The organism is Cupriavidus cauae, from assembly GCF_026210475.1.
Classification (GTDB): domain Bacteria; phylum Pseudomonadota; class Gammaproteobacteria; order Burkholderiales; family Burkholderiaceae; genus Cupriavidus; species Cupriavidus cauae.
In genome coordinates this window covers 1,227,736-1,251,324 of record NZ_CP080293.1, presented here as the reverse complement: position 1 = coordinate 1,251,324, position 23,589 = coordinate 1,227,736, and the positions used below count along the sequence as shown (strand labels likewise).

Sequence of the window (23,589 nt, the reverse complement as noted above, 5' to 3'; positions counted from 1 at the left end):
TGCATGCCCTCTCGCCCCAGTCCCGACAAACCCGGGCGCCCGGCCCTCGCTGCCGACGCCGTGCGCCACGGCGCCGACGCGCCGCCCGCCAGTCAGCGCCGTCGCCGCGCACCGACCACCGCCGCGGGCGCCAGCGTGATGACGCTGGTCGATCCGATGGTGCGCGCCGGTGCCTGGGCGGCCGGCTCGGATGCGCCCGAGAAGCCCGAGGTCCGCATCGGCTTCATCCCGCTGACCGATTGCGCCTCGGTGGTGATGGCCGCCGCGCTCGGGCTGGACCGCAAGCACGGCATCCGCATCACGCCGACCCGCGAGGCCTCGTGGGCCGGCGTGCGCGACAAGCTGGTCAACGGCGAGCTCGATGCCGCGCACGTGCTGTACGGCCTCGTCTACGGCGTGCAGCTGGGCATCGGCGGGCCGAGGAAGGACATGGCGGTGCTGATGAACCTGAACCACAACGGACAGGCGATCTCGCTGTCGGCGAAGCTGGCCGACAAGGGCGTCAGGGACGGCGCCAGCCTGCGTGCCTACATGACGCGCGAGCCGCGCCAGTACACCTTCGCGCAGACCTTCCCCACCGGCACGCATGCGATGTGGCTGTACTACTGGCTGGCGGCCAACGGCATCGATCCGCTGCGGGAGGCACGCACGATCACCGTGCCGCCGCCGCAGATGGTGGCCACTATGCGGGTCGGCCATATGGACGGCTTCTGCGCCGGCGAGCCGTGGCACGCGCGCGCGATCGCGGATCGCATCGGCTTCACCGCCGAGACCACGCAGGGCATCTGGCGCGACCATCCGGAGAAGACGCTGGCCACCACCGCCGAGTTCGTGCAGAAGTATCCGAACACCGCGCGGGCGATGGTGGCGGCGGTGCTGGAGGCCTCGCGCTTCATCGACGCGTCGGCGTCGAACCGGCGCCGGACCGCGGAGACCATCGCCGCGCCGTCCTATGTCGACAGCGACATGGACCTGATCCTCGACCGCATGCTGGGCCGCTATGCCAACGGCCTGGGCAGGACCTGGGACGACGCCCATGCGATGCAGTTCCATCGGGACGGCGAGGCGAACTATCCCTACCTGTCCGACGGCATGTGGTTCCTGACGCAGCACAAGCGCTGGGGGCTGCTGAAGGAACACCCGGACTATCTGGCGGTGGCACGCAAGGTCAACCGGATCGATGTCTACCGGCAGGCCGCCGCGGCCGCGCAGGTGCCGCTGCCCGCCAGCGACTTCCGCACGGCGAAGCTGATGGACGGCGTGGTGTGGGACGCCAGCCGGGACCCGAAGGCCTATGCCGACGGCTTCGCGATCCAGGCATGAGGGCACCCGCGCGCCGCCTGCACGCCGCCTGCAGCCGCCTGCGCGTATCGCGCTATCATCGGCCGAAAGCGCGCTGACCACGCCGCCCTCGCGGCACCGCCGCTACCGCATTGTGCGCGCATGGCCGCGCAATGCCCCTGGCGCACCGCCCTTACCGTATTGCCCTACCCCTAGCGCACCGACATGCCCGCTGACCGCCACGACACCTCGCCCGCCTTTTCCGCGGCGCCCTATATCAAGGAAATCGGCCGCGGCGTCGCCGGGGCGCGCGCCCTGCCGCGCGACGATGCCCGCCTGCTGTTCGACGCGATGCTGTCCGGACGCGTCTCGGACCTCGAGCTGGGCGCCGTGCTGATGGCGTACCGGATCAAGGGCGAGGCGCCGCACGAGCTCGCCGGCATGCTGGAGGCCGCGCACGCGCATTGCCTGCCGCTGCCGGCGCCGGAGCGCCAGGTGGTGGTCATTCCCAGCTACAACGGCGCCCGCAAGCAGCCCAATCTGGTGCCGCTGCTGGCGCTGCTGCTCGCACGGGAAGGCATCCCGGTGCTGGTGCATGGCACGCGCGAATTCAATCAGCGGGTCACCAGCATCATGCTGTTCGAGGCCTTGGGGATCCCGCCGTGCGCGACGGTGGACGAAGCCGCGCGGCGGCTCGCGCAGCCCGGTGCCGGCGGCGATGCCGATCCCGGCCCGCTGGCCGTGCTGCCGATCGACGTGCTGTCGCCGGCCCTGTCGGCGCTGCTCGACAAGCGCACCGTGATCGGGCTGCGCAATTCCTCGCACACCATCGTCAAGATGCTGCAGCCGGTCGGGGCGCATACGCCGGCCGAGGCGCTGCGGCTCTACAGCTACACCCACCCGGAATACCGCGAAACGCTGACGGACTACTTCTCGCACGAGCCGGCCAACGTGCTGCTGGCGCGCGGCACCGAGGGCGAGGTGGTGGCCGACGCCCGCCGCGGCAGCCGTATCGACTGGCTGCACGACGGCCATCAGCGCACGCTGGTCGATCCGATGTCGGGCTCGGTCGCCGACGTGCCGGCGCTGCCGCCGGGCACGGACGTGGCGCTGACGGCGGCGTGGATCCGCCAGGTGCTGTCCGGCGCCGTGCCGGTGCCGGCGCCGATCGCGACGCAGATCGAGACGATCCGCGGCTGCCTGCGGGAGAGCGCGCGGGTCAGCTGGGTCAGCCCGCTGTAGCAAGGCCTTTCCCACTCCCCCCCTCTCCCCGCCCCTCTCTCGCCCGCGGGAGAAGGGCGCAAACCACGACGCCCGCCTTTCAAACCCGCCGCGGCGGCAGCGGAATCCGTTCGGTCTCGCCCGGCACGTGCGGGAATTCGTCGTTCTCCCAGCGCCGCGCCGCTTCCTCGATCGCCTCGCGGCTGCTGGCGACGAAATTCCAGAAGATATGCCGCCGGCCGTCCACCGGTTCGCCGCCGAGCAGCATCAGCCGCGACGGCTCCAGCGCGGTGACCGTGGCCTCGGCGCCCGGCGTCAGCACTGCCAGATGCTCGGCCGGCAGCGCGGTGCCGTCGATCGCGGCGGCGCCGTCGACCAGATACAGGCCGCGCTGTTCGTGCTCGGGCGGAATCGCCAGGCTGGCGCCGGCGTCCAGTTCCAGCGCCGCATAGAGCGTGCGGCTGAACACCTGCACCGGCGAGCGCGCGCCGAAGGCATCGCCGGCGATCACCGTGATGCGGGCGCCGCCATGGACCAGTTGCGGCAGCGTCGCCGCCGGATGGTGGAAGAACGACGGCGCGACGGTCTCATGCTCGCGCGGCAGCGCGACCCAGGTCTGGATGCCGTGCAGGCGCGGGCCGGCGTCCCGGGCGGCCTGGGGCGAGCGCTCCGAATGGACGATGCCGCTGCCGGCGGTCATCCAGTTGACGTCGCCAGGCCGGATCGTCTGTTCGCTGCCGACGCTGTCGCGATGGACGATTTCGCCTTCGAACAGATAGGTCACGGTGGCAAGGCCAATATGCGGATGAGGGCGCACATCCATACCGTGGCCGGGCGGCAGTTCGACCGGACCCATATGGTCGAAGAAGATGAACGGCCCCACGGTCTGGGCGGCGGCGGAGGGCAGCACACGCCGCACCGAGAAGTCGCCGATATCTCTTACATGCGGTTTCAACAAATGTTCAATGGCGGACATGACTGACACTCCAGAGACGTGAGCGGATCGAGGCAGTGCTGGCAAGTGTAGCCCCTGCGGCTCCATGGCATGGACCCTGCAGCAGAACCGGCAGCGGAGCCGACGCTCTAACGAACTCATGTCCGCGCCCGCCGACGTTACGCAGGAGGCCTTCCGGCGAGCCTAAACCGCTATGGAATATTTTCTCCGATACTCTGGAACTATCACGGCGGACCGGACTCCAATTAGCACTCACCCGGCTGGAGTGCTAATATGCGTTGCATTGCAGTGTGGGAAGCGCCGGCGACGACGCCGTTGATGCTTCCGACACGCGGGCACGCCGCCCGCCGGATGCGAAAGGAGCCCTGAGTGAACGCAGTCCTGTCTGCCGATTCGATCACCATGAACAACACCCTGCCGATGGTGCCCCAGCGCGCCAACAGCATGGCCCTGACCCTGCCCGCCGGGCTGGGCAATCTCGACAGCTATATCCAGGCTGTCCACCGTATTCCGATGCTCACCGCCGAGGAGGAGCAGCGGCTCGCGCGCGAGCTGCGCGACCACGACTCGGTCGAGGCCGCCCGCCGGCTGGTGATGTCGCACCTGCGCCTGGTCGTATCGATCGCGCGCCAGTACCTGGGCTACGGCCTGCCGCACGCGGACCTGATCCAGGAAGGCAATATCGGCCTGATGAAGGCCGTCAAGCGCTTCGACCCGGACCAGGGCGTGCGCCTGGTGTCGTACGCGATCCACTGGATCAAGGCGGAGATCCACGAGTACGTGCTGCGCAACTGGCGCATGGTCAAGGTCGCGACGACCAAGGCCCAGCGCAAGCTGTTCTTCAACCTGCGCAGCCACAAGCAAAGCGCCCATACCTTCACGCCGGACGAGATCGACGCGGTCGCGCGCGAGCTGAACGTCAAGCCGGAAGAAGTGATGGAGATGGAAACCCGTCTGTCGGGCGGCGATCTGGCGCTGGAAGGCCAGGTCGACGACGGCGAGGAGGAGTTCGCTCCGATCGCCTACCTGGCCGACAACCACAACGAGCCGACCCGCGTGCTCGAGGCCAAGCGCCAGGACCGGATGCAGGTGGAAGGCCTGGAGCAGGCGCTCACCAAGCTCGATCCGCGCAGCCGCCGCATCATCGAGGCGCGCTGGCTGCAGGTCAACGACGACGGCTCGGGCGGCGCCACGCTGCATGAGCTGGCCGACGAGTTCGGCGTTTCGGCCGAGCGGATCCGCCAGATCGAGTCCGCCGCGATGAAGAAGATGAAGGGCGCGCTGCAGGCCTTCGCATGATGGACGCCGAGGCAAGCAGCAAGCCGTAAGCCGCCGGGCCCCCGCATACGCGGGGACGGCGGGGTGAAGGGCCGGGTTCCGCAAGGACCCGGCCCTTTTCCTTTGCCTCCCGCACCGCCCCTCGCCATCGCCCATCGCCATCGCCCCTCGCCACCGCCCCTCGCCATCGCCCCTCGCCACCGCCTCTCGCCACCCCTTTCGGCCACCGCCTTCCGACGCCGCCTCTCGCCACCCCTTTCCGCCACCGCCTTCCGACGCCGCCTCTCGCCACCCCTTTCCGCCACCGCCTTCCGACGCCGCCTCGCGCCACCACCGCCTCCTGACGGCGCCTCCTGCCACCGCTCCCGAGGCCGCCAACGCCACCTGCGCCTCCCCGCCCCGCCCCCACGCGCCTCCTCCTCCTCGGGGTTTGCCCGCATCCGCCCGCCGTGATGTTGACAATCACCAAGGCGTGATCTACAAATCCGTACACAACTACAAACGATTTTGTAGACAATCTTGTCTACAAACAAATCCTGAGAGCGGATTCCCGATCCATTCGATCCACACCGCCCGCCCGGCGCGCCCGCGCGCCGGCCACCGCATGGCATCGCCTTGAGGAGACAAGCATGATGCACACCACCGCGCCTGCCGCCGCCGAGCTGCAGGACAGCGCGTCCGTCCACCATGGCAACGCGCTGATCAAGCCGTCGTACGACGAGCGCCTGACCAACGAAGACCTGGCGCCGCTGAAGAAGCAGACCTGGAGCACCTACAACATCTTCGCCTTCTGGATGTCGGACGTGCACAGCGTCGGCGGCTATATCACGGCCGGCAGCCTGTTCGCCTTGGGCCTGACAAGCTGGCAGGTGCTGGTGGCGCTGCTGGTCGGCATCGTCATCGTGCAGTTCTTCTGCAACCTGGTGGCCAAGCCCAGCCAGGTCACCGGCACGCCGTATCCGGTGATCTGCCGGGCCTCGTTCGGCGTGCTCGGCGCCAATATCCCGGCGGTGATCCGCGGCCTGATCGCGGTGGCGTGGTACGGCATCCAGACCTATCTGGCCTCCTCGGCCTTCCTGATCCTGGCGCTGCATTTCTTCCCGTCGCTGGCGCCCTATGCCGACGTCAAGCTGCATGGCTTCGCCGGACTGTCGACCCTGGGCTGGGCCGCGTTCATGACGCTGTGGGTGCTGCAGGCCCTGGTGTTCTGGACCGGCATGGAAACCATCCGCAAGTTCATCGACTGGGCCGGCCCCGCGGTCTATGTGGTGATGATCCTGCTGGCGATCTGGCTGGTGAACAAGGCAGGCTGGAGCAACGTCAGCTTCACGCTGAGCTTCGTCAAGTACAGCGGCTGGGAAGCGGTGCCGGTGATGCTGACCGCGATCGCGCTGGTGGTCTCGTACTTCTCCGGCCCGATGCTGAATTTCGGTGACTTCTCCCGCTACGCGAAGAACTTCGGCGCGGTCCGCAAGGGCAACTTCTGGGGGCTGCCGATCAACTTCCTCGGCTTCTCCCTGCTGACCGTGATCACCACCTCGGCCACGCTGCCGGTGTTCGGCAAGCTGATCACCGATCCGGTCGAGACCGTCAGCCATATCGACAGCACCTTCGCGATGGTGCTGGGCGCGCTGACCTTCATGACCGCCACCATCGGCATCAACATCGTCGCCAACTTCGTCTCGCCGGCGTTCGACTTCTCCAACGTCTCGCCCAGGCACATCAGCTGGCGCACCGGCGGCATGATCGCCGCGGTCGGCTCGATCTTCATCACGCCCTGGAATCTGTACAACAACCCGCAGGTCATCCACTACACGCTGGACGTGCTGGGCGCCTTCATCGGGCCGCTGTTCGGCATCCTGATCTCCGACTACTACCTGGTGCGCCGCCAGCAGGTCGACGTCGACGACCTGTACACGATGCGCCCGCAGGGCAAGTACTGGTACACCCGCGGCTACAACCCGGTGGCGATCGCCACCATGATCCCGGCCGCGATCATCCCGATCCTGTGCGTGGTGGTGCCGGCCTGGCAGGGCCTGGCCAACTACAGCTGGTTCATCGGCATGGGCATTGCGCTGGTGCTGTACCGCGTGCTGGCGCGCCGCATGATGCCGCATTTCTTCGCGGCCGCCTGACCGGCCACAACGACCCGACGCCACGACGACCTCGACGACTCCACGACCCCGACGATCCGACCACCCGACGTTTGCCATGAAGCTGAAGATCATCAATCCCAATACCACGCAAAGCATGACCGACAAGATCGGCCAGTGCGCCCGCACCGTGGCCTCGCCCGACACGCGCATCATTGCGGTCAGCCCACGCATGGGACCCGCTTCCATCGAGAGCCACTATGACGAGGCGCTGTCGGTGCCGGGCATCCTCGAGGAGATCCGGCTGGGCGAGGCCGACGGCGTCGACGGCTACGTGATCGCCTGCTTCGGCGATCCGGGGCTGTACGCGGCACGGGAGATGGCGCGCGGGCCGGTGATCGGCATCGCCGAGGCCGCCATGCACATGGCCAGCCTGATCGGCACCAGCTTCAGCGTCGTCACCACGCTGGCGCGCACCTGCAATATCGCGTGGCATCTGGCCGAGCGCTACGGCATGGAACGGTTCTGCCGCAACGTGCACGCCTGCGATCTGCCGGTGCTGGAGCTCGAGCGGCCAGGCTCCGACGCGCGCCGCATCATCACCGAGTCGTGCCGCCAGGCGCTGGCGCAGGACCGCAGCGACTGCATCGTGCTCGGCTGCGCCGGCATGACCGACCTGTGCGAGGAGATATCCGAGGCGATCGGCGCGCCGGTCATCGACGGCGTGGTGTCGGCGGTCAAGATGGTCGAGTCGCTGGTCGCGATCCGGCTGCGCACCAGCAAGCGCGGCGACTGGGCCAGGCCCTTGCCGAAGGCCTACGCCGGCATGCTGGCACCGTTCGCGATCAATTGAGGCGCGGCCTTCATCGCTTACCGCCTTCATCGATTTCCGCATACCGCAGATCATGTCCACTCCGCTCACTGCTTCCCGCTCGCCGGCCGGTGCCGATGCCGGCCAACCCTATCCCCGCGACCTGATCGGCTACGGCGCGCGGCCGCCGCATGCTCACTGGCCGGGCGGCGCGCGCGTGGCGCTGCAGTTCGTGCTCAATTACGAGGAAGGCGGCGAGAACTGCGTGCTGCATGGCGACGCGGCGTCCGAGCAGTTCCTCTCCGAGATCGTCGGCGCGGCGGCCTACCCCGACCGCCACATGAGCATGGAGAGCATCTACGAATACGGTTCGCGCGCCGGCGTCTGGCGCATCCTGCGCGAGTTCGAGCAGCGCGGCCTGCCGCTGACCATCTTCGGGGTGTCGATGGCGCTGCAGCGCCATCCCGAGCTGACCCGCGCCTTCGTCGAGCTGGGCCACGAGATCGCCTGCCACGGCTGGCGCTGGATCCATTACCAGAACATCGACGAGGCCACCGAGCGCGAGCACATGCGCATCGCGATGCAGATCATCCGCGAGCTGACCGGCAGCGCGCCGCTGGGCTGGTACACCGGCCGCGACAGCCCCAATACGCGGCGCCTGGTGGTCGAGCACGGCGGCTTCGTCTACGACTCGGACTACTACGGCGACGACCTGCCGTTCTGGACCGAGGTGCGGACGAGCAACGGCGAGACGAAGCCGCATCTGGTGGTGCCCTACACGCTGGACTCGAACGACATGCGCTTTGCCACGCCGCAGGGCTTCAACACCGGCGAGCAGTTCTTCCAGTACCTGAAGGACGCCTTCGACGTGCTGTACGCCGAGGGCGATCCCCAGGGGCTGAACCAGCCGAAGATGCTGTCGATCGGCATGCATTGCCGGCTGCTCGGGCGGCCTGGGCGCTTTCGCGCGCTGCAGCGTTTCCTGGACTACGTGCAGTCGCACGACAAGGTCTGGATCGCGCGCCGGATCGATATTGCGCGGCACTGGATCGAGACCCATCCCCATCCGGGATCGGTACGTGCGCCGATGGCGACGGCCGTACAGGGCGATCTGTCGCTGGCACTCTGAAGGGGCGGCGCGGATGGCTGGATGGCACGCTGCGCGGACGACTGGATGGCACGCTGTTGCGCGGATGGCTCCACGGCACGCTGCGCGCATCGTCGCGGTGCCGGGCCCGATCCTTCCATCGGCGCGCGCGCCCGGCGACGTTTCGGACCGGTGCCGCGCGCTTTGTGTACGATATGCGGATCGTTCGTCGCCAATCGCGGTGACAAAGTCCACCGCGCATCGTCACAATGTCTTCTCTTCGCAAGCCGACCGGCGGCAAGACCGCTGCCGCCTCGGCGCCCACGCCGGCCGGGCGCAAGACGGCCGCCGGCAAACCCGCCGCCCGCCGGACGTCCGCCCGCGGCGCTGCCTCGCCGGCTGAGGACGCCCACACCATGAACGCCGCCGAGGCCGCTGCCGCCAATGCCGCCGACAGCCCGGAGAACGGCACCGCCGAGGCGTCGGCCACCGAGGCGATCTATCTGAGCCTGCTGTCCGCCATCATGGAACACCGGCTGCTGGCCGGTACCAAGCTGGTCGAGGAGCGGCTGTGCGAGGTGACCGGGGCGAGCCGCGCCCGCATCCGCCAGGTGTTCGCCCGGCTCGCGCACGAGAAGCTGGTCACGCTGGTGCCGAACCGCGGCGCCTTCATCGCCAGCCCGACGGTCGAGGAAGCGCACCAGGTTTTCCAGACGCGCCAGGTCATCGAGCCGGAGCTGGCCGCCACGCTGGCGCGCCACGCGACGCCGGCCAAGGTCCGCAGCCTGCAGCGGCACGTGCAGGAAGAAGACGCGGCGCGCGCGCGCGGCGACCGCGCCGCGGTGATCCGGCTATCGGGGGAATTCCATATCCTGCTGGCGGAAATGGCGGGCAACGCCATCCTGGAGAAGGTCATCCGCGAGATGGTCTCGCTGACCTGCCTGATCATCACGCTGTATGACCGGCCCGGCGCGCCGGCCTGCCCGGAGCACGAGCACCGCGAGCTGATCGCGGCGATCGAGAAGCGCGACGAGGGCGCGGCGCGCGCGGTGATGCGCGAGCATCTGGAGCACATCGAAGGGTCGCTGGACCTGACCGTGACCGAAGTCGGGGCGCCGGACTTCTACAGCATCTTCAACAAGGGCTGAGCCGCGCAGTACCGAGCACTGAGGACCGAGGACTCAGGACAGACTGAGGGTTCAGGACTGAGGACTCGGGACTGAGGACTCGGGACTGAGGGTTCGGGACTGAGGACTCGGGACTGAGGGTTCGGGACTGAGGACACGGGACCAGAGGACTCCGGACCCATGTCCTTGGGGGGTCGATCGAGACGCTCAGGACAGCAGCTGCTTCATGTCCTTGACGATCGGCTCGGTGCCCTGGCCGTGGCGAATGAACAGCCGCAGCCGCCCTTCCGGATCGAACACATAGCTGCCGGCGGAATGGTCGACCGTGTAGTTGCCCGGCGAACTGCCCGGCACCTTGGCGTAGAACACCTTGAAGTCCTTGGTGAGCTGGCGCAGCGCCGCCTCGTCGGCGGGCCGCATGCCCAGGAAGCGCGGATCGAAGGCCGGCACGTACTGGGCCAGCAGCGCCTGCGTGTCCCGCTCCGGGTCGACGGTGATGAACAGCACCTGCACGCGGTCGGCGTCGGGGCCGAGCTGCTCCATCACGGTCTTCCACTCGACCATCGTGGTCGGGCAGACGTCCGGGCAATGGGTGTAGCCGAAGAACATCACCACCGCCTTGCCCTTGAAGTCCGCCAGCGTGCGCTGCTTGCCGGTGTGGTCGGTCAGCTTGAAGTCCTTGCCGAATTCGCTGCCGCCGGTCACATCGATATTCTGAAAGGTCGGCTTCTGCTGGCCGCAGGCGGCCAGGCCCAGCGCCAGCAGCGCGACCAGCAGAAAGCGCCGCAGCTTGGCCAGGAAGGGGAAGACGGACGAGGAAAACGAGGCGGTGCGCATGGTATCGGTTCGATTGGGCTTGTCCGGGGACATGTCGGCCGCTTGTCGGCGGCTTTGTTGGCGGCTTTGTTGGCGGCTTTGTTGGCGGCGTGTTCGCGTCTTGTTCGCGCTTGTCCGCGTGTGCCGGCGCCTGAGGTGGCGCGGCAGGCGCGCCGCCAGCAGCGGCTAGTATCGCCGATCGCGGCGCACCGGGCGTTGGCCGCGACATCTTGTCGCGGCCGGGCCGCCATCACGGCTGCGGCACGAACTTGAAGTAGTGGTCGATCAGCAGCGCGGCGAACAGCAGCGACAGATAGAAGATCGAGAAACGGAAGGTGCGCTGCGCCAGCGCGTCCGAGTACTGGCGGTACAGCTTCCACGCGTAGGCCAGGAAGATGCCGCCGAGCACCAGCGCCGCCGCCAGATAGATGTAGCCGCTCATGCCGTAGACGAAGGGCAGCAGCGTGGCCGCGATCATCACCAGCGTGTACAGCAGGATATGCAGCAGCGTGAAGCGCTCGCCATGCGTGATCGGCAGCATCGGCAGGCCCGACTTCGCATAGTCGGCGCGGCGGTACAGCGCCAGCGCCCAGAAGTGCGGCGGGGTCCAGGTGAAGATGATCAGCACCAGGAACCAGGCCTCGGCGGGCACGTCTCCGGCGACGGCGGCCCAGCCCAGCGCGGGCGGCATCGCGCCCGACAGGCCGCCGATCACGATGTTCTGCGGCGTGGCCGGCTTGAGCAGGATCGTGTAGACCACCGCGTAGCCGACAAAGGTGGCAAAGGTCAGCCACATCGTCAGGTCGTTGGTGAACACGTGCAGCAGCCACATGCCGGCGCCGCCCAGCACCAGCGAGAACACCAGGATCTGGCTGGTGCCGATTTCGCCGGTCGCCGACGGGCGCCACGCGGTGCGGCGCATCAGCGCGTCCACCTTCTGCTCGACCAGGCAGTTGATCGCGAAGGCGCCGGCCGCCAGCAGCCAGATGCCCGCCGCGCCGCCGATCAGCACGCGCCACGGCACCATGCCGGGCGTGGCGAGGAACATGCCGATGATGGCGCAGAAGACCGCCAGCTGCGTCACGCGCGGCTTGGTCAGCGCGGCGTACTGGCGGGCGAGGTGGCGCAGCCGGCTGGGCGGTTGCTGGGTCTGGGTAGCGGTGGTGGCCACGGGAGTCTTGTCTTTCATGAGGCGCGCGCCGTGTCGGCCGGGCGATTTGCGCCGGCGGCATCGGGAGCCGGGGCGTCAGGGGCGGCAGCGGGGGCGCGATCGAATGAACCGGGGGCCGCGGCGGTGGCGGCACGGGTCGCGAGCCCTATATTGTAATTGAGCCTGACCAACAGCATCAGCAGCACCGCCGCGCCGCCATTGTGGGCGACTGCCGGCAAAAGCGGCCAATCCAGCACGATGTTCGACAAACCCGTCGCCAACTGCAGTACCAGCACCGCCAGCAGCCAGTGCGAGGCCCGCGCCAGCGGCGCAAAGCGGCGCGTGCGCAGCGCGAACCAGGCCAGATAGCCCAGCACAACGACCGCAAAGCCGCGGTGCACCCAGTGGATCGCCACCAGGGCCGAATGCGGGATGTAATCGCCGTCGGCCGTCATGCCAAGCTGCCGCCACAGCGTGAAGCCGTGGCGGAAATCCATCTCCGGAATCCATTGCCCGTTGCACAGCGGGAAGTCGGTGCACGCCAGCACCGCGTAATTGGTGCTGACCCAGCCGCCGAGGAAGATCTGGATCACCAGCAGCGCCAGCGCGATCCGCCCGGGCCAGCGCAGGCCGGCCGCGGCCGGCGCGATCGTGCGCGGCGGGTCGCTGCGCGATCCCAGCCAGATCAGCGCCGCCAGCAGCGCCATGCCCAGCAGCAGATGGGTCACCACGATGATCGGCTGCAGCTTCATGGTCACCGTGAAGGCGCCGAACGCGCCCTGCACGCAGACCAGCAGCAGCACGCCGGTGGCGAACCAGGGCGACTGCTTCAGCTCGCGGCGCTTGCTCCAGGCCAGCACCACCAGCGCGATGATCAGCACGCCGACCGCCATGGCGAAGTAGCGGTGCAGCATCTCGATCCAGGCCTTGGCCCAGGTCACCGGCCCGCTCGGCAGCGCGGTTTCCGCCGCGCGAATGTGCTCGACGGCGGCATACGGGTTCGAATGGCCGTAGCAGCCGGGCCAGTCCGGGCAGCCCAGGCCCGAGTCGGTCAGCCGGGTGAAGCTGCCGAACATGATCAGGTCCAGCGTCAGGAAGGCGGTGATCCAGACCAGCTTGCGGTATTTGTCGCGGCTGCCGCGGGCCAGCACGTAGCTGAGCGGCAGCAGCGCCAGCAGCAGGCCGATCAGGGCGAGTTGAGTCAGCATGGGCCCTCCATCAGCCGATGCGGTTGTACTTGAGCAGGCGGCTGAGGTCCGAATGCACTTTCTTCGGGTCCGGGTCCTTCGGGAACCGCATCATCAGATTGCCGAGCGGATCGACCAGATACAGCGTCGCCTCGACGGCCTGCCCTTCCGCGGGCGGCAGCCAGCCGCGGATCTGCTCGCGGTCCATGCGCAGGAAGCGCACGCCGGCATAGGGCTCGTTGTAGGCCGCCGTCAGGCGCGGATCGATCGGACCGTCGTCGCTGACCAGCCAGACCGGCACGATGCGTTCACGCTCCTTGCCCTGGCCGGCCCGGATCTGCCGGATCGTGAACAGCCGCTTCGCGCAGGCCTCGTCGCAGGCAGCGCTGTCGGTCGACACCAGCAGCCATTTGCCCTTGAAGTCCTGCAGCGGCACCGCTTGGCCGCGTTCGTCGGTCACGCGCACGGCCGGCGCCGGGCGCTGCGGCTCGATCAGCGTGCCGTAGTTGGTCTGCCCGCCGGCCGGCCGGAACACGTAGTAGGTCAGATACGAGGCGATGACCGGCGAGGCGCAGACCAGCAGCAGCAACAGCATCTGGATCCGGCCGCGGCGCGTGCGGGCATCGATGCGCGGATCGCTGCGGGAGTCTTGCGGCGCGGCCGGCTTGGCCGTGGCGGGATCGGAAGGCATGGATAGTCGTTGGAGTGATTAATCGTCGTGGCGGGCACCGCCCGCGGGGGCCGCGGCCGTGGCCCCGCCGGCATCCGCCGGCATCGCGAGCCGCCGGGCACGCCGCCAGGTCAGCGCCACCAGCAATACCAGCGTCAGCGCGGCCAGACCATACCACTGAAAGGCATAGCCGTAGTGGCGCTCGACGCCGAGGTCGGCGCTGGCCCAGTCGCGCGCCAGGCCATCGCCGGTGTCGCTGCGCTGCTGCAGCACGAAGGGCTGCAGGGGCGTACCCAGTTCGGCGGCGAAGGCGTCCAGGTCCAGGTTCTGCCGGATGCGTTCGCCGCGCTGGGCCTCGGCGCCGCCGAGCTGATAGACCCTGGGCACATCGGCCAGTGCCACGCCCTGCAGCGTCACCGTGCCCTCGGGCGTCGGAAACGGCGCGATGCGGTTGCGATCCTGCGCGTCGCGCGGCAGCCAGCCGCGCAGCACCAGCACGGCGCGGGGGGCCTCAGTGCCGGTGCCGGTGCCGGTGCCGGTGCCGGTGCCGGTGCCGGTGCCGGCATGCGTGCCGTTGGGGCCCGCGGCATCGTCGGGCCGCAGCGGCGTCAGCACCAGGAAACCGGAGCGGCTGTCCTGCCCGTTGCCGTGCGGACGGTTTTCCAGCAGCACGGTGTGGGCCGGGTCGAACCGGCCGCGCACGACCACCTTGCGCGAGACCAGATCAGACGCGGGCAGCGGCGGCGGCGCCGTGCCGATCCGCAGCGGCGGCGCCTCGGCCAGCGCGCGCAGCCGCTCGGCGCGGGCGATCTTGTCGTGGGCCCGGCCCAGCTGCCAGTTGCCGAGCGCACAGGTCACCGCGATGACGACCAGCGCCGCCACCGTCGGCACCGGGCTCAGGGCGCGCAGCAGCTTCATCGCTGGAGCGGCGCGAGCTGCTGGATGGGCCGCAGCGGCGGGAACAGCCGGAACGGCGGAAACGGCCGCGGGAACGCGGTGCGATAATGACGCACCCTTGTCCCGACCGCCGCCATGCGCATCGTCATCGTCATTGCCTTCATCCTGATCGTCTCCAGCCTGGCCTCCGCCCTGTTCTTCATGATGCGCGACCGCGGCAAGTCGAGCGCGCATATGGTCCGTTCGCTGACGGTTCGTGTCGGCCTGTCGATCGCGCTGTTCCTGTTCATCCTGTTCTCGTACTGGATGGGGTGGATCGAAAGCACGGGCATCCGCACGGGACCGTAGCACCGGGCACCTTCGACAGCCGGACAAAAAGCAAGCGCCGCAGGGATGGGATTCCTGCGGCGCTTGCTTTTGGACTGGCAGGCAACGCACGGCGATGTCCGCATTCTAAAGGATCGGGTCGGCGCCGCCTGAATCGAAACGGCCCCGGCAAATGAAACGGGGGCGCGATGCGCCCCCGTTTTCCGTTCCTTCGAGCCGGTGCCTGCTTACAGCCAGTACACCACGACGTAGAGGAACAGCCAGACCACGTCGACGAAGTGCCAGTACCAGGCGGCGCCTTCGAAGGCGAAGTGGTGGTCCGGCGTGAAATGGCCCTTGAGCACGCGGATCAGCACCACCGTCAGCATGATGGCGCCCATCGTCACGTGGAAGCCGTGGAAGCCGGTCAGCAGGAAGAAGGTCGAGCCGTAGATGCCCGAGGTCAGCTTCAGGTTCAGGTCGCTGTAGGCGTGCATGTATTCATAGACCTGGAAGCCCATGAAGACCGCGCCCAGCAGGATGGTGAGCACCAGGCCCTGCACCACCTGGCTGCGCTTGCCGGCCAGCAGCGCGTGGTGCGCCCAGGTCAGCGTGACGCCCGACATCAGCAGCAGCGCCGTGTTGATGGTCGGGATCGGCCACGGGCCCATCGCCTCGTACGGCTCGACGGTGCCGGCCGGACCTGCATTCGGCCACACCGCGGCGAAATCGGGCCACAGGATCTTGTTGTTCAGGTCGCCCAGCCACGGCATCGTGTAGACGCGGGCGTAGAAAAGCGCGCCGAAGAAGGCGCCGAAGAACATCACCTCGGAGAAGATGAACCAGCCCATCGACCAGCGGTACGAGATGTCGATGCGGCGGCCGTACATGCCCCCTTCCGACTCGCCGATCGCGTCGCCGAACCAGCTCTTGAGCACGAACAGGAACCACAGGATGCCCAGCACGCAGACATAGGGCGCCCACGGCTGGCCGTTGACCCACCCGGCCGCCCCGGCGGCGGTCAGCAGCAGCCCCAGGGCCGCCGTGACCGGATGGCGCGACGGGCCCGGTACGAAGTAGTACGGAGCGTTTGCGCGATTCGCACTCATTCTGTTTTCTCCAGCTCAGATCTCTGATTCATCGTTATACGCCGGCTGCCCGAGGGCGGACGACGCTCTGTCTTCTGTCTTGTGTTGCCTGTTCGACCGACCTGCCATTGCTGCCTGCTGCCGCACGGCGTTCCTTGCCGACCTGTCCGCCCGGCTATCCGCCCACCTATCCACCCACCACCAGGCGGACGATGCCGATCAGCACCACCACCAGGATCGCGGCACCGAGTACGCCGGCGACGATCACATGGATCGGGTTCAGGTTCGCCATGTCGCGATCGTGTTCCGCGCCCTTGCGCAGGCCGATGAACGACCAGAACACCGCGCGCAGCGTCTGCCAGAACGACATCTTGCGTTTGACCGCGTCCTTCAGTTCGTCCATGGCAACCCTCCTCTACTGCGTCAGCTGCCGGCGCTGGCCGGCGGCTGGTCGAGATGGCCCTGCGGCGCGGGCGCCATCGGCGTGCCGATCTCGAAGAATGTGTACGACAAGGTGATGTTCTCGACGTCCTTGGGCAAGTCCGGGTCGATCACGAACACCACCGGCATCTCGCGCGATTCCTTCGCCTTCAGCGTCTGCTGCTGGAAGCAGAAGCACTCGAGCTTCTTGAAATACTGGGTGGCCTGCTTCGGCGCGTAGCTCGGAATGGCCTGCGCCGAGATATCGCGGGTCTGCCCGTTGGCGACCTCGTAGACGATGGTCGCCATCTCGCCGGGATGGACCTGCATGCTGCTCTTGACCGGACGGAACGCGAAGGGGCCGCGGGCGTTGGAATCGAACTCCACCGTGATCGTGCGGCTGGTGTCGACCTGCGTGTTCTGGCTGACCTTGCCGGCGCTGGCGCCGTAGAGCTCGCGCGTGGTGACGACGTTGATGCCGGTGATCTCGCAGATCTTCTTGTACAGCGGCACCAGCGCATAGCCGAAGGCGAACATCACGCCCACGATCACCAGAAGCCGCAGCATCATGCCGCGGTTGTAGCGCTTGTCCTCGACGTCGCCGGTCGGAACCGGCTGCTTCGTGCTCATCTCGTTACCTTGCAGCGGGGCTCAGCCAATTCAGCCCGTTCAGCCAAGCCACATCATCTTGGCGAAGAAACCCAAAAAGAAGACCAGCACGATCGACAGCAGGATCAGGCCGAGACGGCGATTGGCGGCCTTGCGTTCGGTCGGCGATGGGCTTTCGTTTGGATGCTGCATCGAATTCTCGGGTAGGTGGTGGCCGGTGATGGCCGGTGCAGGCCGGAGCTTGCCGGTGCGGCCCGGCACCGCGGGGCGGGGCGGCGGACCCTGCGGCCCGCCGCCCCGCCTCGTCGGATGCCGTTACCGGACCTGCGGCGGCACCTCGAAGGTGTGGAACGGCGCCGGCGACGGCACGGTCCACTCCAGGCCTTCGGCGCCTTCCCACGGCTTGTCGGTGGCCACTTCGCCTCCGCGGTACGACGGCAGCACCACGAAGAAGAAGAAATACACCTGCATCAGGCCGAAGCCCAGCGCGCCCAGCGACGAGATCGCGTTGAAGTCCGCGAACTGGATCGCGTAGTCCGCATAGCGGCGCGGCATGCCCGCCAGCCCGAGGAAGTGCATCGGGAAGAAGGCGATGTTGAAGAAGATGATCGAACCCCAGAAGTGGACCTTGCCGCGGGCCTCGTTGTACATGAACCCGCTCCACTTCGGACCCCAGTAGTAGAAGCCCGCGAACAGCGCGAACAGCGAGCCCGCCACCAGCACATAGTGGAAGTGCGCCACGATGAAGTAGGTGTCCTGGATCTGGATGTCGATCGGTGCCACCGCCGGGATCAGGCCGGTGAAGCCGCCGATGGTGAACACGAAGATGAAGCCGATCGCGAACAGCATCGGGGTCTCGAAGGTCATCGAGCCCTTCCACATGGTGGCGATCCAGTTGAAGATCTTCACGGCCGTCGGCACCGCGATCAGCATCGTCGCGTACATGAAGAACAGCTGGCCGGTCACCGGCATGCCGGTGGTGAACATGTGGTGCGCCCAGACGATGAACGACAGGATCGCGATCGAGGCGGTCGCGTAGACCATCGAGCTGTAGCCGAACAGGCGCTTGCGCGAGAAGGCCGGCACCACCTGCGAGATGATCCCGAATGCCGGCAGGATCATGATGTAGACCTCGGGGTGGCCGAAGAACCAGAAGATATGCTGGTACATCACCGGGTCGCCGCCGCCGGCCGCCGAGAAGAAGCTGGTGCCGAAGTGGCGGTCGGTCAGGACCATGGTGATGGCGCCCGCCAGCACCGGCATCACGGCGATCAGCAGGTAGGCGGTGATCAGCCAGGTCCAGCAGAACATCGGCATCTTCATCAGCGTCATGCCCGGCGCGCGCATGTTCAGGATGGTGACGATGATGTTGATCGAACCCATGATCGAGGACGCGCCCATGATGTGCATGGCGAAGATCGCCATGTCCATGCCCGGGCCCATCTGCACCGACAGCGGCGCGTACAGCGTCCAGCCTGCGGCGGTGGCGCCGCCCGGCACGAAGAACGACAGCGCCAGCAGCAGCGCGGCGGGCGGCATCAGCCAGAAGCTGAAGTTGTTCATCCGCGCGAACGCCATGTCGGAAGCGCCGATCTGCAGCGGGATCATCCAGTTCGCGAAGCCGACGAAGGCCGGCATGATGGCGCCGAACACCATCACCAGGCCGTGCATCGTGGTGAACTGGTTGAACAGTTCGGGGCGGAAGAACTGCAGGCCCGGCTCGAACAGCTCCAGGCGGATCAGCAGCGCGAGCACGCCGCCCGAGATCAGCATCGTGAAGGAGAACAGCAGGTACAGCGTGCCGATGTCCTTGTGGTTGGTGGCAAACAGCCAGCGGCGCCAGCCATGCGGATGATCGTGGTGTTCGTCATGCGCGTGGTCGTGCGGATGGGCGAGTGCGTCCGGGGTAGCAGTACTCATCGCGAAAACTCCTGAAATCCTGTTCTAACGTCCACGCGCTCAGCTCGCGGCGCCCTGGGCGCCCGCGCTGGCTTGCTCTGCGGCGGGCTTGGCGTCCGCCGGTGCGCCCTGCGCCGACTTGGCGCCGCCGCCCTCGGGGAACTTGCCTGCACGCGCATTGACGAAGTCCGCCGGCTGGATGACCTCGCCGGTCTTGTTGCTCCAGACGTTGCGGGTGTAGGTCATCACCGCGGCGAGCTCGGTATCGGACAGCTGCTTCCACGACGGCATGCCGCCCTTGCCCTCGAGCAGGATGTGCATCTGGTCGGCCTGCGGGCCGTTGACCACCTTCGAGCCGTCCAGCGCCGGGAAGGCGCCGGCGCCCTTGCCGTTGGGCTGGTGGCACACCGCGCAGTTGGCGGCGTAGACCTTCTCGCCGCGCACCTTCAGCTCGTCCAGGGTCCAGGTCTTGTTGGGATCGTCGGCCGCGGCGGCCATCGCCTTCTTCTTCTCCTCGACCCACTTGGTGTACTCGGCGTCGGTCACCACGCGCACCACGATCGGCATGAAGGCGTGTTCCTTGCCGCACAGCTCGGCGCACTGGCCGCGGTAGACGCCGGTCTTCTCGGCGCGGAACCAGGTGTCGCGCACGAAGCCGGGAATCGCATCCTGCTTGACGCCGAAGGCCGGGATCATCCAGGCGTGGATCACGTCGTTGGCAGTCGTGACGATGCGGATCTTCTTGTTGACCGGCACCACCATCTCGTTGTCCACCTCCATCAGGTAGGTGTTCGACTTGGGCGCCTCGTTGTTGATCTGCTCGCGCGGGGTGGTCAGGGTGGACACGAAGGAGATGCCCTCGCCCTCACCCTTCAGATAGTCGTAGCCCCACTTCCACTGGTAGCCGGTGGCCTTGATCGTGATGTCGGAGTTGGTGGTGTCCTTCATCGCGACCACGGTCTTGGTCGCGGGCAGCGCCATGCCGATCACGATCAGGAACGGGATGATGGTCCAGACGACTTCGACGGTGATGCTTTCGTGGAAGGAGGCCGGCTTGGAGCCCTTGGCCTTGCGGTGCGTGAAGATGGAATAGAACATCACGCTGAACACCGCGATGAAGATCACCGTGCAGATGATCAGCATCATCCAGTTCAGCCAGTGAATCTGCTCGGCGATCTTGGTGACCGGCTCGGTCAGGTTCAGCTGGCGCACGGCGGGACCGCCCGGCATGTCTTCGACAGCGAGGGCTGCCTGGCTGGCGAGCAGGGACGCGCCTGCCAGACACGCTGCGGATGCCTTCTTCCACATTTTCATTTGTTGTCTCTACCCAAATTACAGATTCGAATCTGCCCCTCGCTCCCAACGGTGCCGCCTTTTACAAGGCGCGCAATGCTGAAACGAGTTCCTGCGCGAACTTTCGTCGCTTGTACGGGTCCAGAAAACACCCCACCTGCACAGCGTGCGTTCCAGAGCGCACCACCACCAGCGCCGGGAACGATTCGCCCAGTTCGACCCGCACCCAGTGCGGATTGAATTCCTCGCGGGTCACCTCACCGGCGCTGGCCTTCTCGACCACCAACCTGCCCTCGCTGAGCGTGACGCGCTCGTAGTCTGTCGCGTGCTGTGCATAGGCGAGCAGGGCCACGCCCAGCCCGGCCAGTTCGAGCCCCGCAAAGGGCAGCACGAGCCAAGCCCCTCGCCACGCGAAGAACAAGGCGATGGCAAGGGAAATACTGACGATGGAGAGGTAAAACCAGCCGACCTGGCGTGGAGACAGCGAACAATTCCGCTTCATCAGCCAGTCGTTGTTCGGCACGGCATGGGCTCCGTTGGGACTATCACCGGGCCCGTCACGCGCCGTCTGGAGTGCGATACCGAGTTCCTGCATCGCCAACCACTCTGCATCGCTGCATCGGTTGCACGCCTGGAATTCTGCCGGCTTCACCGCACTGCTGCACTGCTTCGGTGCTAAAACGCCGATCTTCTGTGCCAGGGGACCACTGCGACAAACTGGCGCATTATAGGGCGCTTCGTCAACCGTAACAAGCCAAGTCCGGCGCGGCACGGCGCCCGCGCCACAGCGCGGCGGTGCACAGCGGCAGTGCAGCGGCGCGATGTACGCCGGGTCGCGGCGGTGTCGGAGGGGGCTTGATGCAAGGTCCCGCGCGACGTAGGTGCGCGGTCTTGCGCGAGATCTGCCGCGCAGCGGGCGCGCGGTCGGGGCGAGGCTGGGGCGACTCAGCCGCGCGGGCGGCCGCGGCCGATGCGGTCGATCGGCACCACGGTACGGCCCTGTTCGTCGCGGGCCTGGCCGCCCTTGGGCGGCAGCTTCCACGCATGGCCGTAGACGATCTCGAAGGTCAGCGCGATCACGCCGTCGCGATTGCGGCGGCGCTCCAGCGCGGCGAGCAGCGCCTGGTGCCAGCGGCGGCCCTTCAGTCCGCGCACGCCCTGCGCACCGCCCGCGCCCGCGGGCCGGCGCAGGCCGCCGAAGGCATGCACGTCGCGCAGCAGCCGTTCGGGCGTCTCGTAGGTGACCGTCAGCGTTTCCATGTCCATCACCGGCGTCGACCAGCCGCTGTGGACCAGCATGTCGCCGATATCGTGCATGTCGACGAAGCGCAGCGTGTGCGGCTCGGCATCGACCTCGGCGAAGGCATCGCGCAGTTCGCGCAAGGTGTCCGGGCCGAACAGCGAGAACAGCGCCAGGCCGTCGGTCCGTGTCACGCGATGCCATTCGGGAAACACGCGATGCGGCTCGGGATGCCAGTGCAGCGCCAGGTTCGACCACAGCAGGTCGAAGGCGCCCTCGGCAAAGGGAAGCGTGGCAAGATCGCCCTGCACCAGGTCGAAGGTCGGCCGCTTGCCGAGCAGGCGGCCGAGCCAGCCGGGCTGGCGCTGCGGATCGCGCTGCGCCGCCTGCGCCAGCATCGCGCCCGAAATATCGAGCCCGGCGATCTGCGCGTCGGGATACTGCGCCCGCAGCGCGGCGAGGCCCTGGCCCTGGCCGCAGCCGATATCGAGCGCGCGCTCGGGCTGGATGCGGATCAGCTGCATGCGCTCCTGCATGCGCCGGCCGATCTCGCCGAGCAGGAAATCCAGCTGGGCGAAGCCGGGGCTGCGCCGGTCGAAGGCGAGCCGGGTCAGCCGCGCGGGCGGCAAATAGGTATCGGGGGAGTCGGCGTGAGGCGTGGACACGGAAGCGGCGGCAAGGACGAGGATCGGCACGGCGGCGCGCGGCGCGAAGGCGCGGCGGGTCCGCGCGGTGGCGCCGGGCCGACAGTATACGCGCGCCTCGCCCGGCTTGCCGGCGGCGCCCGCGAGCGGCTGGCGCGGTGGTGGCTGCCGTGTGCCTGCGTGCTGTGCGGACAGGTGCAGGCGGACGTCGTCTGCGCCGGCTGCGCGGACGACCTGCTGAAGCCGACGCCGCGCTGTCCGCGCTGCGCCCTGCCGCATCGGGCCGCCGGCCTCTGCAATATGTGCCGCTGCGCGCCGCCGCCCTTCGACGCCACCATCGCCCTGGGCGACTACGCGCCGCCGCGCGAGGCGCTGGTGCTGGCCCTGAAGTTCGGCGGCGTGCTGCCGCTGGCCAACTGGCTGGCGTGCGAACTGGCGTCGGCCTGGGCCGCCCGGCCCTCGCCGTCATCGAGCGATCCGGACGACAAGCCCTGCCTGGTCGTGCCGATTCCCTTGGCCCCGGCGCGGCTCGCCGAGCGCGGCTTCAATCAATCGTGGGAAATCGCCCGCAGCCTCGCGCCTCGACTCGGCGCGGCGGCCCGTGCCGATCTGCTGGTGCGGGCGCGCGACACCGCGCCGCAAACCGCGCTGGCGGCCGACCGCCGGCATCTCAATATCGCGGGCGCCTTCGCGCTGGCGCGCCATGCCGACGCTGATCGCCTGCGGGGACGGCATATCGCGCTGGTCGACGATGTGATGACCACCGGCGCCACGCTGGCCGAGGCGGCCGCCGTCCTCAAGCGCCACGGCGCGGCGCGCGTCACCGCGCTGGTGGCGCTGCGCACGCCGGCACCGCAGTGATGCCTGCCGTGATGCCTGCCGTGATGCCTGCCGTGATGCCTGCCGTGATGCCTGCTGTGATGCCCCGCCGTGATACGCGCGATGGTCCCGCGGAGATGCACGCCGTGATGCCGCCGATGGAGCCCGCGATGGCACGTGGGATGACAGCGGCGCCCCGGCACGGTAAGCTGCGCGCGCCATGTTCCATGTCGTCCTAGTCGAACCCGAGATCCCGCCGAACACCGGCAACGTGATCCGCCTGTGCGCCAACACCGGCGCCCAACTGCACCTGGTCAAGCCGCTCGGCTTTCCGCTGGACGACGCGCGCATGCGCCGCGCCGGCCTCGATTACCACGAGTACGCCAGCATGAAGGTGCACAACAGCTGGGACGCCTTCCTCGCCGGCGAACGTCCCGACCCCGCGCGGATGTTTGCGCTGACCACGCACGGCTCGACGCCGTTCGGCCAGGTCGCCTTCGCCCCCCGGGACTGGTTCGTGTTCGGTTCGGAAACGCGCGGGCTGGCGCCGGAGCGCCGCGAATGGTTCGCGCCGTCGCAGCGCATCCGCCTGCCGATGCGCCCCAACAACCGCAGCCTGAATCTGTCGAACACCGTCGCCGTGGTGGTGTTCGAGGCCTGGCGCCAGCAGGGTTTTGCCGGCGGCGCCTGAACGCCTG

24 protein-coding genes are annotated in these 23,589 nt (G+C 68.0%); 10 read left to right on the top strand and 14 right to left on the bottom strand.

The features are described 5' to 3' along the window. The first annotated feature begins 3 nt into the window (after positions 1-3). On the top strand, positions 4-1,323 hold the full coding sequence (locus KZ686_RS05620) for a CmpA/NrtA family ABC transporter substrate-binding protein (RefSeq protein WP_265633204.1): 1,320 nt from the start codon (positions 4-6) through the stop codon (positions 1,321-1,323). Between the two features lie 183 nt (positions 1,324-1,506). Beyond that, a complete protein-coding gene (ybiB, locus tag KZ686_RS05615) occupies positions 1,507-2,523 on the top strand; it encodes a DNA-binding protein YbiB (RefSeq protein WP_149320096.1) in 1,017 nt (338 codons plus the stop codon). Positions 2,524-2,602: 79 nt separating this feature from the next. Here ybiB and KZ686_RS05610 read toward each other — a convergent pair whose 3' ends face one another. Then, positions 2,603-3,478: a pirin family protein gene (locus KZ686_RS05610; protein ID WP_149320095.1), complete on the bottom strand. Its 876-nt coding sequence runs from the start codon at positions 3,476-3,478 to the stop codon at positions 2,603-2,605. 381 nt (positions 3,479-3,859) lie between these two features. Here KZ686_RS05610 and rpoH point away from each other — a divergent pair, with 381 nt between their 5' ends. The 5 genes from rpoH (at position 3,860) to KZ686_RS05585 (ending at position 9,874) form a co-directional block, all read left to right on the top strand. Continuing rightward, complete coding sequence (rpoH, locus tag KZ686_RS05605) at positions 3,860-4,756, top strand: RNA polymerase sigma factor RpoH (protein WP_407648535.1); 897 nt, start codon at positions 3,860-3,862, stop codon at positions 4,754-4,756. A gap of 608 nt (positions 4,757-5,364) precedes the next feature. After that, on the top strand, positions 5,365-6,870 hold the full coding sequence (locus tag KZ686_RS05600; RefSeq protein WP_150084679.1) for an NCS1 family nucleobase:cation symporter-1: 1,506 nt from the start codon (positions 5,365-5,367) through the stop codon (positions 6,868-6,870). A 76-nt stretch (positions 6,871-6,946) separates the two neighbouring features. Beyond that, a complete protein-coding gene (locus KZ686_RS05595; protein WP_150084678.1) occupies positions 6,947-7,681 on the top strand; it encodes an aspartate/glutamate racemase family protein in 735 nt (244 codons plus the stop codon). A 52-nt stretch (positions 7,682-7,733) separates the two neighbouring features. Further along, positions 7,734-8,768 (top strand): allantoinase PuuE, encoded by a 1,035-nt coding sequence (puuE, locus tag KZ686_RS05590; RefSeq protein ID WP_265633202.1) that lies wholly within the window; start codon positions 7,734-7,736, stop codon positions 8,766-8,768. Between the two features lie 227 nt (positions 8,769-8,995). Next, positions 8,996-9,874 carry a GntR family transcriptional regulator gene (locus KZ686_RS05585; protein ID WP_053821014.1) on the top strand — a complete coding sequence of 293 codons (879 nt, stop codon included), beginning with the start codon at positions 8,996-8,998 and terminating at the stop codon, positions 9,872-9,874. A gap of 186 nt (positions 9,875-10,060) precedes the next feature. Here KZ686_RS05585 and KZ686_RS05580 read toward each other — a convergent pair whose 3' ends face one another. The 5 genes from KZ686_RS05580 to KZ686_RS05560 form a co-directional block, all read right to left on the bottom strand. Next, a complete protein-coding gene (locus KZ686_RS05580) occupies positions 10,061-10,690 on the bottom strand; it encodes an SCO family protein (protein ID WP_149317583.1) in 630 nt (209 codons plus the stop codon). A gap of 229 nt (positions 10,691-10,919) precedes the next feature. Further along, the gene (locus tag KZ686_RS05575; RefSeq protein WP_265633201.1) at positions 10,920-11,858 is read right to left on the bottom strand and encodes a heme o synthase; all 939 of its coding nucleotides are present in this window, start codon (positions 11,856-11,858) and stop codon (positions 10,920-10,922) included. Continuing rightward, positions 11,855-13,027, bottom strand: coding sequence for a COX15/CtaA family protein (locus KZ686_RS05570; protein ID WP_149317130.1), 1,173 nt, complete (start codon positions 13,025-13,027; stop codon positions 11,855-11,857). The genes KZ686_RS05575 and KZ686_RS05570 overlap by 4 nt, the downstream gene beginning before the upstream one ends. A 10-nt stretch (positions 13,028-13,037) precedes the next feature. Next, positions 13,038-13,697 (bottom strand): SCO family protein, encoded by a 660-nt coding sequence (locus KZ686_RS05565; RefSeq protein ID WP_149317131.1) that lies wholly within the window; start codon positions 13,695-13,697, stop codon positions 13,038-13,040. 18 nt (positions 13,698-13,715) lie between these two features. Further along, entirely contained in the window at positions 13,716-14,594 is an 879-nt protein-coding gene (locus KZ686_RS05560; protein ID WP_265633200.1) for an SURF1 family protein, read from the bottom strand. A gap of 114 nt (positions 14,595-14,708) precedes the next feature. On the opposite strand from KZ686_RS05560, the gene KZ686_RS05555 reads away from it, so the two are divergent. Further along, entirely contained in the window at positions 14,709-14,921 is a 213-nt protein-coding gene (locus KZ686_RS05555; protein ID WP_006577163.1) for a twin transmembrane helix small protein, read from the top strand. 206 nt (positions 14,922-15,127) lie between these two features. Here the strand turns inward: KZ686_RS05555 and KZ686_RS05550 are convergent, their stop codons facing one another. The 8 genes from KZ686_RS05550 to KZ686_RS05515 form a co-directional block, all read right to left on the bottom strand. Further along, positions 15,128-15,988, bottom strand: coding sequence for a cytochrome c oxidase subunit 3 (locus KZ686_RS05550; RefSeq protein ID WP_149317133.1), 861 nt, complete (start codon positions 15,986-15,988; stop codon positions 15,128-15,130). 166 nt (positions 15,989-16,154) lie between these two features. Beyond that, positions 16,155-16,370: a DUF2970 domain-containing protein gene (locus tag KZ686_RS05545; protein ID WP_265633199.1), complete on the bottom strand. Its 216-nt coding sequence runs from the start codon at positions 16,368-16,370 to the stop codon at positions 16,155-16,157. A 20-nt stretch (positions 16,371-16,390) separates the two neighbouring features. Next, on the bottom strand, positions 16,391-17,017 hold the full coding sequence (locus KZ686_RS05540; protein WP_149317135.1) for a cytochrome c oxidase assembly protein: 627 nt from the start codon (positions 17,015-17,017) through the stop codon (positions 16,391-16,393). Between the two features lie 39 nt (positions 17,018-17,056). Then, a complete protein-coding gene (locus KZ686_RS05535) occupies positions 17,057-17,188 on the bottom strand; it encodes a cytochrome oxidase small assembly protein (RefSeq protein ID WP_223129672.1) in 132 nt (43 codons plus the stop codon). Positions 17,189-17,311: 123 nt separating this feature from the next. After that, positions 17,312-18,916: a cytochrome c oxidase subunit I gene (ctaD, locus tag KZ686_RS05530; protein ID WP_226108137.1), complete on the bottom strand. Its 1,605-nt coding sequence runs from the start codon at positions 18,914-18,916 to the stop codon at positions 17,312-17,314. 39 nt (positions 18,917-18,955) lie between these two features. Beyond that, complete coding sequence (gene coxB, locus KZ686_RS05525) at positions 18,956-20,209, bottom strand: cytochrome c oxidase subunit II (RefSeq protein ID WP_149317137.1); 1,254 nt, start codon at positions 20,207-20,209, stop codon at positions 18,956-18,958. Positions 20,210-20,270: 61 nt separating this feature from the next. Further along, complete coding sequence (locus KZ686_RS05520) at positions 20,271-20,783, bottom strand: DUF2244 domain-containing protein (RefSeq protein ID WP_149317584.1); 513 nt, start codon at positions 20,781-20,783, stop codon at positions 20,271-20,273. A gap of 350 nt (positions 20,784-21,133) precedes the next feature. After that, positions 21,134-22,093: a methyltransferase domain-containing protein gene (locus KZ686_RS05515; RefSeq protein ID WP_187829126.1), complete on the bottom strand. Its 960-nt coding sequence runs from the start codon at positions 22,091-22,093 to the stop codon at positions 21,134-21,136. A gap of 144 nt (positions 22,094-22,237) precedes the next feature. On the opposite strand from KZ686_RS05515, the gene KZ686_RS05510 reads away from it, so the two are divergent. Together KZ686_RS05510 and trmL are read left to right on the top strand one after the other, a co-directional pair. Beyond that, positions 22,238-22,933: a ComF family protein gene (locus KZ686_RS05510; RefSeq protein ID WP_265633415.1), complete on the top strand. Its 696-nt coding sequence runs from the start codon at positions 22,238-22,240 to the stop codon at positions 22,931-22,933. Positions 22,934-23,111: 178 nt separating this feature from the next. Next, a complete protein-coding gene (trmL, locus tag KZ686_RS05505) occupies positions 23,112-23,582 on the top strand; it encodes a tRNA (uridine(34)/cytosine(34)/5-carboxymethylaminomethyluridine(34)-2'-O)-methyltransferase TrmL (RefSeq protein WP_265633198.1) in 471 nt (156 codons plus the stop codon). The last annotated feature ends 7 nt before the right edge of the window (positions 23,583-23,589 follow it).

Coding starts and splice junctions, on each gene's coding strand:
- KZ686_RS05595 (WP_150084678.1), top strand. CDS start 6,947: ATGAAGCTGAAGATCATCAATCCCAATACCACGCAAAGCATGACCGAC.
- KZ686_RS05610 (WP_149320095.1), bottom strand. CDS start 3,478: ATGTCCGCCATTGAACATTTGTTGAAACCGCATGTAAGAGATATCGGC.
- KZ686_RS05565 (WP_149317131.1), bottom strand. CDS start 13,697: ATGCCTTCCGATCCCGCCACGGCCAAGCCGGCCGCGCCGCAAGACTCC.
- coxB (WP_149317137.1), bottom strand. CDS start 20,209: ATGAAAATGTGGAAGAAGGCATCCGCAGCGTGTCTGGCAGGCGCGTCC.
- KZ686_RS05520 (WP_149317584.1), bottom strand. CDS start 20,783: ATGCAGGAACTCGGTATCGCACTCCAGACGGCGCGTGACGGGCCCGGT.
- KZ686_RS05570 (WP_149317130.1), bottom strand. CDS start 13,027: ATGCTGACTCAACTCGCCCTGATCGGCCTGCTGCTGGCGCTGCTGCCG.
- ctaD (WP_226108137.1), bottom strand. CDS start 18,916: ATGAGTACTGCTACCCCGGACGCACTCGCCCATCCGCACGACCACGCG.
- rpoH (WP_407648535.1), top strand. CDS start 3,860: ATGAACAACACCCTGCCGATGGTGCCCCAGCGCGCCAACAGCATGGCC.
- trmL (WP_265633198.1), top strand. CDS start 23,112: ATGTTCCATGTCGTCCTAGTCGAACCCGAGATCCCGCCGAACACCGGC.
- KZ686_RS05580 (WP_149317583.1), bottom strand. CDS start 10,690: ATGCGCACCGCCTCGTTTTCCTCGTCCGTCTTCCCCTTCCTGGCCAAG.
- KZ686_RS05540 (WP_149317135.1), bottom strand. CDS start 17,017: ATGAGCACGAAGCAGCCGGTTCCGACCGGCGACGTCGAGGACAAGCGC.
- puuE (WP_265633202.1), top strand. CDS start 7,734: ATGTCCACTCCGCTCACTGCTTCCCGCTCGCCGGCCGGTGCCGATGCC.
- ybiB (WP_149320096.1), top strand. CDS start 1,507: ATGCCCGCTGACCGCCACGACACCTCGCCCGCCTTTTCCGCGGCGCCC.
- KZ686_RS05550 (WP_149317133.1), bottom strand. CDS start 15,988: ATGAGTGCGAATCGCGCAAACGCTCCGTACTACTTCGTACCGGGCCCG.
- KZ686_RS05575 (WP_265633201.1), bottom strand. CDS start 11,858: ATGAAAGACAAGACTCCCGTGGCCACCACCGCTACCCAGACCCAGCAA.
- KZ686_RS05555 (WP_006577163.1), top strand. CDS start 14,709: ATGCGCATCGTCATCGTCATTGCCTTCATCCTGATCGTCTCCAGCCTG.
- KZ686_RS05545 (WP_265633199.1), bottom strand. CDS start 16,370: ATGGACGAACTGAAGGACGCGGTCAAACGCAAGATGTCGTTCTGGCAG.
- KZ686_RS05600 (WP_150084679.1), top strand. CDS start 5,365: ATGATGCACACCACCGCGCCTGCCGCCGCCGAGCTGCAGGACAGCGCG.
- KZ686_RS05585 (WP_053821014.1), top strand. CDS start 8,996: ATGTCTTCTCTTCGCAAGCCGACCGGCGGCAAGACCGCTGCCGCCTCG.
- KZ686_RS05620 (WP_265633204.1), top strand. CDS start 4: ATGCCCTCTCGCCCCAGTCCCGACAAACCCGGGCGCCCGGCCCTCGCT.
- KZ686_RS05560 (WP_265633200.1), bottom strand. CDS start 14,594: ATGAAGCTGCTGCGCGCCCTGAGCCCGGTGCCGACGGTGGCGGCGCTG.
- KZ686_RS05535 (WP_223129672.1), bottom strand. CDS start 17,188: ATGCAGCATCCAAACGAAAGCCCATCGCCGACCGAACGCAAGGCCGCC.